Source organism: Kribbella sp. VKM Ac-2569, from assembly GCF_004216905.1.
Classification (GTDB): Bacteria; Actinomycetota; Actinomycetes; order Propionibacteriales; family Kribbellaceae; genus Kribbella.
Window position 1 is genome coordinate 1,717,644 of record NZ_SGXJ01000001.1, and the last position, 14,903, is coordinate 1,732,546.

Below are 14,903 nucleotides of genomic sequence, written 5' to 3' on the forward strand. Positions count from 1 at the left end.
CCTGCAGGCGGGCAGGCTCGCGCCTGGACCTCCCTGAGCGAAGGTCCAGTGTTCGGGGGTGCAGCGTCAGGCTCTCGCGATCAGGCTGAGAGCAAGTCGTCGGCGAAGGCGGCGATCCGGTCGGCGGCGGTCTCCACGAGGAGCCGGCCGTCCTCGGCTGTGGCGCGGCGGGGATCACCCAGCACGCCACGCTTGTGGTACGCGTCGAACCCGACGGACAGCCGCGGTCCGCGCGACTGCCGGGAGAGCCGGGCCGTGGTGTTCAGGTCGTCGAGCGTGGTGGCGCCGGGCTCCAGGCGGTCGGCCTGGACCAGGTCCGGTGCCAGGTACAGCATCTGCGCGGTCTCCGCCTCGCCGGCGTGACCGTGCACCTCGCTGACTCCTGTGATCAGGTCCGAAACGACGGACGTGACGGGGGTCCACGCGAACGTGAGCTCGCTGCGGACGTACTCCTGCGCGAGCACGGACAGGGCGGCGTTGTTCCCTCCGTGCCCGGTGATCACCAGGAACTGCCGCCAGCCGTGGTCGTGCAGGCTGGACACCAGGTCCCGGAGAACTTGCATGAACGTTGCCGGCGACAACGTCATCGTCCCGGCAAACGCCATGTGGTGCGGTGAGACGCCGTACGGGACTGCCGGGGCGATCACCGCGCGGCCGGCCAGCCGTTCCGCGACCCGCTCGGCGACGCCGACGGCGCGGACGGTGTCGGTGGACATCGCCATCCCGCCACCGTGCTGTTCCTGCGCGCCGACCGGAACGATCACCAGCGGGGACCGGCGTACGGCGGCCTGCGCTTCATCGGTCGTCATTTCGGCAAGTCTCACGACAGCTCCGGCGAGGACTCGACGGCGCGGCGGATGTTGTCGAGGTGTTCGCGGGTGAGGCGCTCGGCCTGTACGGCGTCCTGCGCGCGGACGGCCTCCACGATCGCCTGGTGCTCCTTGTGATCGCGTCCGCGGTTGTCGTACAGCGCGCGGATCTGCTGCTGCTCGCGGACCCGGACCTTCAGCAGCGAGGCCAGAACCTCTTGCAGCAAAGGGTTCCCGGAAGCGGCCGCGAGCTCGACGTGGAAGTTCAGCGCGAACGCCGGACCACCGGGCGGGACGAGCGCGTTGGTGACGGCGGCCTCCAGGCGCTCCAGGTTCTCGGCCCGGCGCGCCAGGGCCGACTGCGCCGCGACCGCCGGCTCGATCACCAGGCGCGCACTGATCAGCTGCAGCACCGAGTCCTTCGTGATCGGCGGCCGATGCGGATTCGCCAGTACGACGTTGTTGATCGTCGGACCGACGTACGTCCCGGAACCGTGCCGGAACTCGACCGCTCCGGTCGCCTCGAGCTTCCGCAGCGCCTCCCGAACCGTCGGCGTGGTGATCGCGAACCGCTTCGCCAGCTCCCGCGCCGACGGGATCGCGTCACCGGGCCGCAGCCCGCCGTCCCGGATGATCCCGAGAATCGACTCGGTCAACCGGTCGGACAGACTGGGCGGCACTTCCGCAGCTGAGTAACTCACAAACTGACTAAATCACTTAGCCACACCCCGGTCAAGACCTCGGTGAGCAGGCGGCCACCATTTGCCTGGCTGACCCAGGCAAATTGGTGGGTCTGCCAGGCAAATTTGGCGTTAGGTGGTGACGGTGATGGGGGTGCCGTTGGAGACCAGGGACCAGTCGCCGGTGTGGAAGGTGTTCGGGTCGACGGTGCCGGTGGCGGTGACGTAGTCGATCATCAGCTGGCGGATCTCGACCTGGCGGTTGTAGACGACCGGTGCGGTCTTGACGTGCGGGAAGTTGCCGCCGCCGGACTGGCGGTAGTTGTTGACCGCGACAACGAACTGCTGGTCGGCGGCCACCGCCGTGCCGTCGTACGCGAGGTCCGTGATCCGGGAGCCGGCCGCCTTGGCGATGTCGATCTTGTAGGTCAGGGGCTTCGACAGGCCGCCGAGGATGTCGTAGTTGTAGTCCGGCGTACCGTTCGGCGCAGTCGGGGTCGGGGCGTTCGTGACCTGGTCGGACGGGAACGGCCCGGTGCCGGTCACCTGCTTGAAGTACTGCGCGGAGAACTCCAGGTACTCCTTGATCTGCGTACCGCTCATCGTCACCGCGAGCAGCGTGTTGTCGAAGACGTAGAGCCCGGCGACGTCGCGGATCGAGACGTCGCCGGCCGGGATCGCGGCCGCCCGGTTGAACGGCGCCGCGATCGCGAGCACCGGCAGCGAGGCCTGCGGCGTACCGGCGAGGGCCTTCGAGACCGCGTCGGCCTGGATGAAGTTCACGAAGTCCAGCGCGGCGGTGTCCTCCCACGGCGCGGTCGCCGCGGACATCGCCTCGGTGCAGGTGCCGATCTTCGAGTTCACGTACTCGACGACCTTGTCGTGGTCCTTCTGCAGCAGCGCGACGACGTCCGGGTCGGCGTCGACGGTGTTCGCGTTCAGCACCTGGCTGTGCCGGCCGACGACGTTCCACTGCCCGTGGACCTTCTGCAGGTCGAGGTCGAACAGCGACAGCCGCATGCCCCACTTCAGCGGCTCGCTGAGCACCACCTGCTCGCCGCTGGTCTTGTTGGTGACGAGCCGCTCGGGGATCTCAAGGTGCGCGTGGCCGACCAGGACGGCGTCGATGCCCGGGACGGTCTCGGCCATCAGCACCGACGCGTTCTCCGGGTACGGCAGCGCGTCGCCGTACGACGAGGACAGGTCCATCCCCGAGTGCACGGAGGCGATCACGACGTCGGCGCCGGCCTTGCGGACCCGCGGCGCCCAGATCTTCGCGAGCTCGACGATGCCGCCGAACTTCAGCTTGTTCTCGACGTTCGCCTTGTCCCAGATCGCGATGCCCGGGTTGGTCAGGCCGAGGATGCCGACGGTGATCGGCTTCTCCCCCGGCACCTGCACCCGCTTCAGCGTGTACGGCGGGAACACCGGCAGGCCCGTGGTCCAGTCCTGGGCGTTCGCGCCGAGCAGCGGGAACCGCAGCTGCTGCTGGAACTTGCGGAGGATGTCGAGGCCGTAGTTGAACTCGTGGTTGCCGAGCGCGGCGGCGTCGTACCCGATCCGGTTCATCGCCGCGGCCATCGGGTGCGTGTGACCGCCGGTGATGGGCTCGATCTTCGCGAAGTAGTACGACAGCGGCGTGCCCTGGATGGTGTCGCCGGCGTCGAGCAGCAGCGGGCGCGGCGCGTGCCGGTCCGCGGCGATCCGGTCCCGGACCGCGCTGACCAGTGTGGAGATCTTGGCCAGGCCGATGTCGTTGTGCGCGCTGTCGTCGTACTCGGTGTTCTTGAAGTAGTCCCAGTTGAACACGTTGCCGTGCAGGTCGGTGGTGCCCATCACGGTCAGCCGGACGGTCTTCCCGGGCCCGCCGCGGTCGTCGTCCGCGTACGCCGGGACCGCCTGGAAACCGGCCGCGGCCAGCGCCGCCGCGCCGCCGATCACCGTGCGTCGTGTCATGCTCGTCCGCTCACCGCTGTCCGTCATCGGCCCGCCTCACAGGTCTTCCGGCCGGGATCTCCGGCCCCGTTGGCACACGATACGGCCGACACACCCCCACCCCGCGAACCCATGGCCCCAGGCTCGCGAGAAGATGCCCCTCATGACCGCCCTCATGCCACGCCTCCGGCGCGGCGGGTCACGGGGCTGGAACTCCCGCCCTTCCCTCGTCGCTCCGGTCGCTGCGCTCCCTCCGCTCCTCAGTCCAGGGCGGGAGGCCCCGTGACCAGGCCGCCCGGCAAACTGCTGCCGTTGGTCGCCGCCCTCCTCTGCGGTGCCGTCCTCGCCCAAGCCGCCACGCCCTCCGACCACTCCGTCACGTCCGCCGCCCCGCCCGTCTCCCCGACGACCGGCCACGGACTGCTGGGTACGCCGATCACGTCCAAGCGCGGTGAACCGTCGTCGACCAAACAACCCGCGCAGCCCGCCAAGCACCCGGTCGCCAAGCCGCCCGCCGACGACTGGAACCTGGCCGCTCACGGGAAGGTCCTCTACCTGACCTTCGACGACGGTCCCCAGCACGAGTGGACCCCGAAGGTCCTGCAGCTCCTGCGTAAGCACAAGGCGCAGGCGACGTTCTTCGTGCTCGGGATCCAGGTGGCGCAGTACCCGGAACTGATCGCCGCCGAGCGAGCCGCCGGGCACACCGTCGGCAACCACACCTGGGACCACAAGACGCTGACTCTGCTGCCGGACGCGAAGGTGCGGCAGGAGATCGCGACAGGCGTGAAGTCGAAGTGTCTGCGGCCGCCGACCGGCGCCACCAACGCGAAGATCCAGGCGATCGCCGCGTCGTACCACCAGCGGCAGGTGCTCTGGGACGTCGACACCAAGGACTGGGAGAAGCCCGGCGCCGCCAGCATCGAGCACGCGATCATGGCCGGGGCCCGTCCCGGCGCGATCATCCTGCTGCACGACGGCGGCGGCAACCGCTCCCAGACCGTCGCAGCGCTCGACCGAGCCCTGACCAAACTCACCAAGCTCGGCTACACGTACCGCTCGCTGCCCTGCTAACGGGCCACGGCCGCGACCCCGTTGGAGAAGTACCGCAGCGCCTGGTCGATGGCCTCAACGGGCTGGTCAAGAGACGCGACGCTGTAGACACCGGCAGTCTTGACCCGCCTGCTTCGCCGCAGCAGCGCCCGGACAACCGGCTGGTCAAGGCCGCTGACGCCCGGGCTGGCTGCGGTGACCCCGGGCTGTACGACGACCTGCAGGAGCGGCTGCCCGAGCTTCCGCTTCCGCCGGAAGCCCACCACCGCCGGCCACGGCAGCACGACCGGCGCCGGTGCGCCCTCCACGCCGAGTTCGAGTGCGGCGGCGGTCATCCGCAGGGCATACGGCGGGAGGTCCGTGCCGGCGTACCAGCGTTTCAGCTTGCCCCACTGGACGAAGGGGACGAGGCTGCTCCCGAAGAGGAACACCATGCAGGCGATCATCAGCATTCCCATGATCCACGAGCCGCCGAGCCGGAACGTGAGCCAGATCGACAGGGCCAGGCCGACCATCGAAATCAGCAGTGTGAATCCACCGCTGATCATCCGAACCCGGTGGACTCTGCTGCGCCGCCGCAGCATCTCGTCGCGCTTCAGGCCGACCACGAAGCTCTCGTTCATGCCTCGAGCCTTGCAGCTCGGCAGGTCAGCGTAGGACCCCGGCGGCGCCGCCGGAGAAGTGCTTGATGGCCTCGTCGATGACGTGCACCGGCTGGTCGAGCGCCTTGACCAGGAACATGCCGGTGGGGCGCAGCAGCGGGTTCGGTTTCACGACGCTGCGGACGGACGGCTGGTCCAGACCACGGACACCGGCCGTCGTCGCGCCGACGCCGCGGACCAGAGCCAGGTCGAGCATGTACTGGCCGAGCAGCTTGTGCTGTGTGAAGCCGCGGACGGTCGCCCACGGCAGCACCACGGGGAACGCCGCGCCGTCGCAGGCCAGTTCGAGGCCCTTGGCGGAGATCCGCATCGCCACGGGCGGCAGCTCGTTGGCGTCGTACCACTCCACCCGCTCGGCCTGTACGCGATACACCAGGACCGTGCTGAGCACCAGCGGGATCATTGCCACGATCAACAACAGCGCGAACGGCCACATCCCGGAGCCGCGGAAGGCGATCAGCGCGTAGATCGCGGCAACGATCCCGATCGCGCCGAGGGCCAGCGTCACCCACGCGCCGCGCCGCTCGACGGTCCGCACCACCTCACGCCGCCGCAGTACGGCGTCCCGGTCGACCCCGACCACGAACGGCTGCCCCGGATCCTGTGGCGGCACCTGCACCTCCGGCCCGACAACTGAAGTACTGGTCTCCGAAACCTGTGAAGCTACGTCCCCGTCCTCACTCACAGGGGACAGAATCCCACAGACCGCTACGACTTGCGGCGACCCGCCCAGGTCCAGGCGTAGACGCCGTCGTCGACCGCCTGGCCGCCCTCGCCGAGTTCGAGCGTGCGGAAGGTGTCGACCATGACGGCCAGTTCCTCGAAGCGCTCGGCGCCCAGCGAGGCCTCGATCGCCGACGGCTGCGGCCCGTGCGCGTACCCGCCGGGGTGCAGCGAGATCGACCCGAGCCCGATCCCGGAGCCCTTCCGCGCCTCGTAGTCGCCGCCGCAGTAGAACATCACCTCGTCGGAGTCGACGTTCGAGTGGTAGTACGGCACCGGCACCGACAACGGGTGGTAGTCGACCTTCCTCGGCACGAAGTTGCAGACCACGAAGTTGTACCCTTCGAACACCTGGTGCACGGGCGGCGGCTGGTGCACCCGCCCGGTGATCGGCTCGAAGTCGCTGACGTTGAACGTGTACGGATACAGGCAACCGTCCCAACCGACCACGTCGAACGGGTGCGTCGCGTACGTCATCCGGCTGCCGACGATCCCGCCGGCGCCGTTCCCGCGGTGCTTCACCAGAACCTCGACGTCGGTCCCCTCCACCACGAGCGGCTCGGCCGCCGGGTGCAGGTCGCGTTCGCAGTACGGCGAGTGCTCGAGGAACTGCCCGTACCGGGACAGGTAGCGCTTCGGCGGCGCGATGTGCGAGTTGCCCTCGATCGCGTACGCGTGCACGCCCTCCGGCCCGGGCAGCCAGCGGTGCGTGGTCGCGCGCGGGATGATCACGTAGTCGCCCGGGACCGCGTTCAGTACGCCGAACACGGTCTCCACGGTCGCCGAGCCCTTCTCGACGTACACGCACTCGTCGCCGATCGCGTTCCGGTAGTACGGCGACGGCTGCTCGGCCACGACGTACGAGATCCGGACGTCACCGTTGCCGAGTACGAGCCGCCGGTCCTCCACGGCGTTCGACTTGGACGTATCGGTGAACAGGTCGTGCAGCTTCAGGTGCCGCGGCGTGAGCGGGTGGTTCGGGACGGTGGCGAGATCCGGCAGGTCCCACACCTGGGAATCGACGATCGCGGACGGTACGCCGGCGTGGTACAGCAGCGACGAGTCCGACGAGAACCCCTCCTCCCCCATCAGCTCCTCGTAGTACAGCCCGCCGTCCGGTTTCCGGAACTGCGTGTGCCGCTTCGGTGGAACTTCCCCGACCTGCCGGTAGAACGCCATCTTTCCACTCCACGGTGTACGGTATCCGAACGCCTGCGTCCGCTTACCGAAAGCATCCGTTAGGCTTCGACCCATGTCAACCGTCCCTGCGCTGTACCGGCACCTGGTCGACGACGCCTCGATGTTCCCGCCGGGCGACCTGCCGCTGCCCGAGGCCGTCGCGGCCCACCACGTCCACCGCCGGTCGCCGTACGCCGACCTGGTCGGCACGTTCGTGTGCACCGACGACGACCTGATGAAGGTCGCCGCCGAAGCCGCCCGCACCGGCACGGCACCGCTCCGCGTGGCGGTGGTGATCTCCGGCGGCGCCGGCGGAATCGAGCCCGCCGTTCGCTGGGGCGACCGTTCGAAGGACGTCGAGGTGACCGCGGTCGAGGTCCGGCTGCGCGACGAGGACGACCTGTCCCGGAACGCGCTGCGCGTGGTCCGGGCGTGCGACGACTGCCTCGACGAGGAGACGGCGTACGTCGAGCTCGGACTGGACGGAGCGTGGGAGCGCGCCCTCGACGTGGTCGCCGACGCCGGGTACGCCGCGAAACTCCGCACCGGCGGCCTCGACGCCGCACTGTTCCCGTCGGCCGGCCAGGTGGCATCCTTCATCACCGCTTGCCTTGATCGCGAGGTGGCCTTCAAGTGCACAGCCGGTCTGCACAACGCGGTCCGGCACACCGCCGAAGACACCGGCTTCGAGCACCACGGGTTCCTCAACGTCCTGATCGCGACCCGGGCATCGCTCGACGGGGCCGCACACGACGAACTGGTCCAGCTCCTCGACCAGCGGGACGGTGAGGTCCTGGCGGCCCGGGCGCGCGAAATGTCCGACGATCAGGCGGCGAGCACGCGCCGGTGGTTCACGTCGTTCGGCTCCTGCAGCATCGACGAGCCACGCGCGGACCTGATCGCCTTGACCTTGATGGAGGGATGAATGAGCTGGATCGACATCCCGGACGGTTCGCCGTTCGGGCCGGAGAACCTGCCGCTCGGTGTGTTCCGGCACGGCGACGAGGAGCCGCGGGTGGGTGCGGCGATCGGCGACCAGATCATCGACCTCGCGCCGGTCGCGTCCGCGCAGATGCTGGACGGCGCGCAACTGTTCGCGGAGCCGACGCTGAACGCGTTCCTCGCGCTCGGCCGCCCGGCCTGGCGCGCGACCCGGAACTGGCTGCTCGATCTGGTCCGCAACGAGAACGACCGGGACGCCGTCGAGCCGCACCTGATCCCGCAGACCGCGGTGACGATGCAGTTGCCGTTCGAGGTCGGCGACTACGTCGACTTCTACGCCTCCGAGCAGCACGCGTCGAACCTCGGCCGCCTGTTCCGCCCGGACTCCGAGCCGCTGCTGCCGAACTGGAAGCACCTCCCGGTCGGCTACCACGGCCGCGCCGGCACAATCGTTGCCAGCGGCACCGACATCGTCCGCCCCTCCGGCCAGCGCAAGGCCCCGGACGCGACGGCGCCGACCTTCGGCCCGTCCCAGCGACTCGACATCGAGGTCGAGCTCGGCTACGTCGTCGGTACGCCGTCCAAGCTCGGAAAGCCTGTTCCTGTTGAGGATTTCGACGAGCACGTGTACGGCGTGGTGGTCGTCAACGACTGGTCCGCCCGCGACCTGCAGGCCTGGGAGTACGTGCCCCTCGGCCCGTTCCTCGGCAAGTCGTTCGCCACGTCGATCTCCCCCTGGGTTGTCTCGCTCGACGCACTCGCCGCCGCTGCGGTCCCGCTCCCGGCGCAGGACCCACCCGTCCTCCCGTACCTCAGCGGGAGCAGCCTGACGAACTTCGACATCACCTTCGAGGTCTACCTCAACGGCCACCTCGTCAGTAGTCCGCCGTACCGCGACATCTACTGGTCGCCCGCGCAGATGCTCGCCCACATGACCGTCAACGGCGCCAGCGTCCGCACCGGCGACTTCTACGCGTCCGGGACCGTGAGCGGGCCGGCCAAGGACCAGCGCGGCTCGTTCATCGAGCTCAGCTGGGGCGGTCGCGAGCCGCTGATCGTGGACGGGAAACAACACACGTTCCTCGAGGACGGCGACGAGGTCACGATCTCCGCGTGGGCGCAGGGCGCGGACGGCTCGCGGATCGGGCTCGGCGCGGTCACCGGAAAGATCATTCCTGGCTGATCTTGTTCATAACTGTTCGTTTCTCTTGACGAGTCAGCGCTTACGTGCGAACTTTTGGCGCATGAAACGTTCAGTGGGGTGTGGAGTACTGGCTGTAGCGTTGGCTGCCGGTGTGCTGAGCGTGCCATCAGGTGCGCATGCCGCGGGTGACCTCACGCTGCGGTCGGGGGAGTTGACGGTCACCGTCGGGGCGGACTTTCCCCGGGTGGTCAAGTACGTCGACAACGCCTCCGGGCAGGCCCTCGGGGGTCAGCCGGACGCGATCTCGACGGTCATGATCGACGGGGTGACCCGCACCGCGCATCTCGCCGCGTCGCCGACGGTCGACGGCGGACGAGCGTCGTACACGCTGGCCTTCGACGCCCTGCCCGGCGTCGAACTGGATGCGAGCCTGAGCGTGACGGGGCGGGTGACGAAGTTCGCGATCGACGCGGTGCGCGACACCGAGACGAGTCGCGTGCACACCATCGACATCCCCGACCACGACCTGGTCTCGGTGGCGAGCACGGACGCGGGCGCGACGACTGCGTTCACCACGCTGGATCCGGATTCGACGCGGACCGCAGACAAGATCACGCCGGTCACCGCGAGCACGCCGGGCGACACGGCCGCGACCGGAGCGGCGTACGCGTTCGTCAACACCAGCGGGCTCGCGGCGGGTATCGAGTCGAACTCGACGTACGACAAGCCGTCCGGGCCATCGGTCGACGACGGCGCCCGGTTCTGGCACCGCGCTCGCAAGGCCGCCGACGGCAGTACGCGCGTCGGCGTGTGGAGCGGCCAATGGACGTACCGTGCCGACACCTCGCCGTACACCGAACCGCTCCCCTGGGCGAAGGTCGTCGTCACGCCCGACGCGAACAACGACCAGACGGTCGACTGGGAGGACGGCGCGGTCGCGTTCCGCTCGATCATGACCGAGCCGAACGGCGGCGACCAGGTCAAGAACCGGGTGATCACACACATCCCGTTCAACTTCGCCAGCCAGGCCACGCACCCGTTCCTGCGGACGCTCGACGACGTCAAGCGGATCTCGCTGGCCACCGATGGCCTCGGCCAGATGGCGGTCCTCAAGGGGTACGGCGCTGAAGGCCACGACTCCGCCCACCCGGACTACGGCGGAAACTACAACAACCGCGCCGGCGGCCTGACCGACCTGAACACGCTGCTCAAGCAGGGCAAGACCTGGAACGCGGCATTCGGCGTCCACGTCAACGCAACCGAGTCCTACCCGGAGGCGAACGCGTTCAGCGAGGACCTGGTCGACAAGAACGCCAAGGGCTGGAACTGGCTGAACCAGAGCTACTACATCAAGCAGCGCCCGGATCTTGCCTCCGGCAACATCGTGAAGCGGTTCCAGCAGCTTCGCGACGAGACCGACAAGAACCTGCAGGAGCTCTACATCGACGTGTACTACCAGTCGGGCTGGCTCGCCGACGGCCTGTCCCGGCAGCTCGCCGGCCAGGGCTGGCAGATCGCCACCGAGTGGGCCGACCGGCACGAGCGGACGTCGCTGTGGTCGCACTGGGCCAACGACCTCGACTACGGCGGCGCCACCAACAAGGGCCTGAACTCGCAGATCATCCGGTTCGTCCGCAACCACGAGAAGGACGTCTGGAACAACGACCCGATCCTCGGCCAGACCGCGATCGTCGAGTTCGAGGGCTGGACCGGCGAGACCGACTGGAACGCGTTCTACACCAACGTCTGGCAGCGCAACCTGCCGGCGAAGTTCCTGCAGCAGCAGAAGATCCTGGACTGGAACAGCAGCGACATCACGTTCACCGGCGGCGTCCGCGGCGCGGTCGAGAACGGCAAGCGGACCGTGTACGTCGGGAACTCGAAGGTGCTCGACGGCGACAAGTACCTGCTGCCGTGGGACAACAACAAGAAGCTGTACCACTACAACCCGACGGGCGGCCACACCACCTGGCAGGTGCCCGCGGCGTTCGCCGGTACCCGGTCCTTCTCCGTCTACAAGCTGACCGACACCGGCCGGGTCAAGGTCGCCACCGCGCCCGTCCGCAACGGCAGCATCAGCCTCGACACGAAGGCCGGCCAGCCGTACGTCGTCTACCCGGACACGGCGCCGACGCCGCGGCCCGCGAACTGGGGCGAGAGCTCGCACGTCCAGGACCCCGGCTTCAACGCCGGCAACCTCGCGGCCTGGAACGTCACCGGTAATGCGACGATCAGCACCCTCGAGAACGGGCAGCACGTCGCCGAACTCGGTACGAAGGCGTCGTCTATCCGGCAGCAACTCACCGGCCTGACCCGCGGGCGCACGTACAGCGCCTCCGCCTGGATCGAGGTCGAACCGGGCAAGTCCCGCCCGACCACGGTGACCGTCGACGGCGCTCGCAACCAGGTCACCAGATCGACGGCGCAGAACATGGTTGCCTCCGACGACAAACACGAGGCGTACTACCAGCGCGCTCGTGTCGTGTTCCAGGCCAAGGGAAGCATGGCCGACCTGACCATCGGGGCAGGTGCGGGTGCGGCGCGGGTTCGTCTCGACGATGTGCGGGTGGTCGAGACGACGAGCCCCGCGGCCGGGCTGGTCGACGACTTCGAGCACGTGGACCAGGGCTGGGGCCCGTTCGTGAAGGGTGATGCCGGTGGTGTCACCGACCCGCGGACAGTGCTCGCTCCCAAGCATGCGCCGTACACGCAGGCAGGCTGGAACGGGAAGCTCGTCGATGACGTGCTCGACGGCAACTGGTCGCTCAAGTCGCACGAGGAGAACCAAGGGCTGGTCTACCGGACCGCGCCGTGGACGGTGAACTTCCAGCCGGGCCACAAGTACAAGGTCAGCTTCGACTACGAGAGCGGCCGCGCGGGGCAGTACGCGTGGGTCCAGGGTGTCGACCGGCCGGCGTCCGTCGAGGTCAAGGCGACGCCGATTGGCGAACAGCGGACGAAGGCGACGTTCAACCAGGAGTTCGTGGCCGGCTGCGGCGGCGACTACTGGGTCGGACTGCGCAAGCTCACCGACGGTGGCGACCAGAGCGACTTCATCATGGACAACTTCGCCGTGACGGATCTCGGTACGACGTCGCAGCCGGCGGACTGTACGTCGGTCGCGGTGTCGGGCCTGACCGGGCTTGTCTCCGGTGAAGCGAACACCGTCACCACCACATTCACCAACAACGATGTGGTAGCCGTCAGCAACATCACACTGAGCCTGACCGCACCGGACGGGTGGACCGTCACAGCTACCACGCCGGCGACCCACGCGACCGTTGCCGCAGGCACCAGTGCGACGACCACGTGGGACGTGACGCCCCCGGCCGGTACGCCGGAGGGCAAGTACCCGGTGACGGCGACGGGTGGTCAGGCAACGATCAGCGCGGAAGCGACCGTGCTGCCGCCGGGGATCGTTCCGCAGTCCCGGATCAAGGTGGCCGACGTGAGCAGTGAGGACGTCGCCACGGGTGGTGCCGCAACCTCGGCGCTGGACGGAAACCCCAGCACCCTTTGGCATTCCGCCTGGTCCGAGGTCAGTACGCCGGCTGGCTACCCGCACTACATGACACTCGATCTCGGGTCGACGTACCAGGTGAACGGGTTCGGCTACCTGCCGCGGCAGAGTGGCACGAACGGGATGTTCAAGGGGTACGAGATCTATGTGAGCGCGGACGGTCAGGACTGGGGTACGCCGGTTGCGACCGGGCAGTTCCCGAACTCCACCGCCGTACAGCGGGTCGACTTCACCGCCAAGCCCGGCCGGTACGTGAAGTTCGTCGGCACCAGTTCGCTCAACGGCGCGGTCTTCGGATCGGCCGCCGAGTTCAACGTCTACGGCATCCACTAGGCCGGTGTCTCTGGTCCGGCTGGGAGCACCAGCCGGGCCAGGGCGCCGCCGTCCGGTGCCTCGCCGAACGTCAGCTCGGCGCCGAGGACCTTGGCGTGCCCGACTGCGATGGTCAGGCCGAGGCCGTGCCCGGCGCCGCGTTCAGCCATCCCGGACCGGAACCGGCGCGGGCCCTCGGCAATCAGTTCCTCGGGGTAACCGTTGCCGTGGTCAACGACCTCGACCGTCCGGCCGCAGACCGTGACCTCGACCGGCGGCCGGCCGTGCCGCAACCCGTTGACGATCAGGTTCGCCAGGATCCGCTCGATCCGCCGCGAGTCGGTCGACACCGTCTCGTCCGGCCCGGTCTGGTGCACGATCACGCTGTCCGGCGCGAGCGACTGCTGCATCCGCAACCGCCCGACCGCCGAGCCCACGAACGCGCCGAGCCCGACCAGTTCCAGATCGGCCTGCTCGACACCCGAGTCGAACCGGGCGATCTCCAGGAGATCCTCGACCAGCCGCCGCAGCACCTTCGCCCGGTCGCGCACCAGTTCGCTGGGACGTCCCGGAGGCAATAGCTCGGCGGCGGTGGTCAGCCCGGTCACCGGCGTACGCAGATCGTGCGCGACGTCCGCCGTGAACCGGCGCTCTGCCTCGAGCTGACCGCGCAGCGAGCTCGCCATCGTGTCGAGCGCGGTCGCCAGCGACTGCACCTCGTCCTTGCCCTTGCCAACGGCCTCGGCGGCGGACGCGTCCAGGTCGCCCGCCGCGATTCGCCGAGCCGTACCCGCGACCGCGACGATCCGTTTGGACAGACTGCCGGCCAGGATCACGCTGACCAGTGCGACCAGCGCGACCGTGCCGATCCCGCCAAGGACCAGGGCCTGCTGCAACGCCTTCATCGAGTCGTCGGTGCTCTCGTAGTCCTGCTCGATCGAGAGCACCTTGCCGTCCTTGACCGCGACCGCCGCCCACATCTTCGCGTGCGGCGATCCGGTCTTGAACGTGGCCCGCTTGCCTTCGAGCACCGCCTCCCGCAACTGCGGCGGCAGGTCCGGATCGTCCAGCTTCGCCCCGAACACCGGTACGTCGTTGGTGTCGTAGCTCTGCGCTGCGAGCTGGATCCGCTCGTCGGCGAAGCTGCGCGTCCGGTCCAGCCGGGCCGACTGGGCCTGGGTGTAGACCGCGACGCACAGCACCAGGATCGCGAGCGCGGAGACCAGCAGGAAGATGAGACCGAGCTTGCCGCGCAGTCCCATCGACTATGCCCGCAGCTTGTACCCGAAGCCGCGGACGGTTTCGATGCGGTCGGCACCGATCTTGGTCCGAAGCCGCTGCAGGTGGACGTCGACCAGCCGGCCGTCGCCGCCCCACTCGTAGTCCCAGACCCGTTGCAGCAAGGTCGACCGGCTCAGCACCACACCGGGGTTGTTCGCGAACTCGATCAGGAGCTTGAGCTCGGTCGGCGTCAGCTGGACGGTCTGTCCGCTGCGCCGTACCTCCAGCGCCTCCCGATCCAGCTCGAGGTCGCCGAACGACTCGACGCCGGAGCCGACCGCCGGTGCCGGACGCTCCGGGTCGGAGACCGCGCGCCGCATCACCGCCCGCAGCCGTGCCACCAGCACCTGGGTGTCGAACGGTTTGGTCACGTAGTCGTCGGCGCCTGCTTCCAGGCCGAGTACGACGTCGAGCGCGTCTCCGCGCGCGGACACCATCACGATCGGGACCGTGCTGGTCTCGCGGATCCGTCGGCACACCGAGATTCCGTCCAGCCCGGGCAGCATGATGTCGAGCATCACGACGTCCGGATGGATCTTCTCGAATCGCTCGATCGCTTCCAGGCCGTCCTCGGCCGTGGTCACGTCGTAGCCGTGCCGCTCGAGGGTCAACTGGGTCGCCTCACGGATCACCGCGTCGTCCTCAACCATGAGAATGCGCGCT

At 68.8% G+C, this 14,903-nt stretch carries 12 protein-coding genes; 4 read left to right on the forward strand and 8 right to left on the reverse strand.

Annotated features, from left to right (window positions below; translation table 11 throughout):
• Window positions 1-80 precede the first annotated feature (80 nt).
• The 3 genes from EV649_RS08020 to EV649_RS08030 form a co-directional block, all read right to left on the reverse strand.
• A complete protein-coding gene (locus EV649_RS08020; RefSeq protein WP_130381987.1) occupies window positions 81-809 on the reverse strand; it encodes a creatininase family protein in 729 nt (242 codons plus the stop codon).
• 11 nt (window positions 810-820) lie between these two features.
• A complete protein-coding gene (locus EV649_RS08025) occupies window positions 821-1,510 on the reverse strand; it encodes a GntR family transcriptional regulator (RefSeq protein WP_241997839.1) in 690 nt (229 codons plus the stop codon).
• Between the two features lie 111 nt (window positions 1,511-1,621).
• Window positions 1,622-3,472 (reverse strand): 5'-nucleotidase C-terminal domain-containing protein, encoded by a 1,851-nt coding sequence (locus tag EV649_RS08030; RefSeq protein ID WP_130381989.1) that lies wholly within the window; start codon window positions 3,470-3,472, stop codon window positions 1,622-1,624.
• Window positions 3,473-3,706: 234 nt separating this feature from the next.
• Between EV649_RS08030 and EV649_RS08035 the strand changes: the two genes are divergently transcribed.
• Window positions 3,707-4,498, forward strand: a complete 792-nt coding sequence (locus tag EV649_RS08035) for a polysaccharide deacetylase family protein (protein ID WP_241997842.1) — start codon at window positions 3,707-3,709, stop codon at window positions 4,496-4,498.
• Here EV649_RS08035 and EV649_RS08040 read toward each other — a convergent pair.
• Genes EV649_RS08040 through EV649_RS08050 form a run of 3 tightly spaced genes read right to left on the reverse strand, consistent with a single transcriptional unit; the run spans window position 4,495 to window position 7,041 of the window.
• Window positions 4,495-5,100, reverse strand: a complete 606-nt coding sequence (locus tag EV649_RS08040) for a hypothetical protein (RefSeq protein ID WP_130381993.1) — start codon at window positions 5,098-5,100, stop codon at window positions 4,495-4,497. The two genes, EV649_RS08035 and EV649_RS08040, sit on opposite strands and share 4 nt — an antisense overlap.
• A 25-nt stretch (window positions 5,101-5,125) precedes the next feature.
• Entirely contained in the window at window positions 5,126-5,824 is a 699-nt protein-coding gene (locus EV649_RS08045) for a hypothetical protein (RefSeq protein WP_241997852.1), read from the reverse strand.
• A 23-nt stretch (window positions 5,825-5,847) separates the two neighbouring features.
• Window positions 5,848-7,041 (reverse strand): homogentisate 1,2-dioxygenase domain-containing protein, encoded by a 1,194-nt coding sequence (locus EV649_RS08050; RefSeq protein WP_130381995.1) that lies wholly within the window; start codon window positions 7,039-7,041, stop codon window positions 5,848-5,850.
• Between the two features lie 73 nt (window positions 7,042-7,114).
• On the opposite strand from EV649_RS08050, the gene EV649_RS08055 reads away from it, so the two are divergent.
• The 3 genes from EV649_RS08055 (at window position 7,115) to EV649_RS08065 (ending at window position 12,980) form a co-directional block, all read left to right on the forward strand.
• Window positions 7,115-7,966 (forward strand): hypothetical protein, encoded by an 852-nt coding sequence (locus tag EV649_RS08055; RefSeq protein WP_130381997.1) that lies wholly within the window; start codon window positions 7,115-7,117, stop codon window positions 7,964-7,966.
• Window positions 7,967-9,166 (forward strand): fumarylacetoacetase, encoded by a 1,200-nt coding sequence (gene fahA / locus EV649_RS08060; protein ID WP_130381999.1) that lies wholly within the window; start codon window positions 7,967-7,969, stop codon window positions 9,164-9,166.
• 61 nt (window positions 9,167-9,227) lie between these two features.
• Window positions 9,228-12,980 carry an endo-alpha-N-acetylgalactosaminidase family protein gene (locus tag EV649_RS08065; RefSeq protein ID WP_130382001.1) on the forward strand — a complete coding sequence of 1,251 codons (3,753 nt, stop codon included), beginning with the start codon at window positions 9,228-9,230 and terminating at the stop codon, window positions 12,978-12,980.
• Here the strand turns inward: EV649_RS08065 and EV649_RS08070 are convergent.
• Together EV649_RS08070 and cseB are read right to left on the reverse strand one after the other, a co-directional pair.
• Window positions 12,977-14,221, reverse strand: a complete 1,245-nt coding sequence (locus tag EV649_RS08070) for a HAMP domain-containing sensor histidine kinase (protein ID WP_130382003.1) — start codon at window positions 14,219-14,221, stop codon at window positions 12,977-12,979. The two genes, EV649_RS08065 and EV649_RS08070, sit on opposite strands and share 4 nt — an antisense overlap.
• Before the next feature lie 3 nt (window positions 14,222-14,224).
• The gene (cseB, locus tag EV649_RS08075; protein WP_198682356.1) at window positions 14,225-14,890 is read right to left on the reverse strand and encodes a two-component system response regulator CseB; all 666 of its coding nucleotides are present in this window, start codon (window positions 14,888-14,890) and stop codon (window positions 14,225-14,227) included.
• Window positions 14,891-14,903 lie beyond the last annotated feature (13 nt).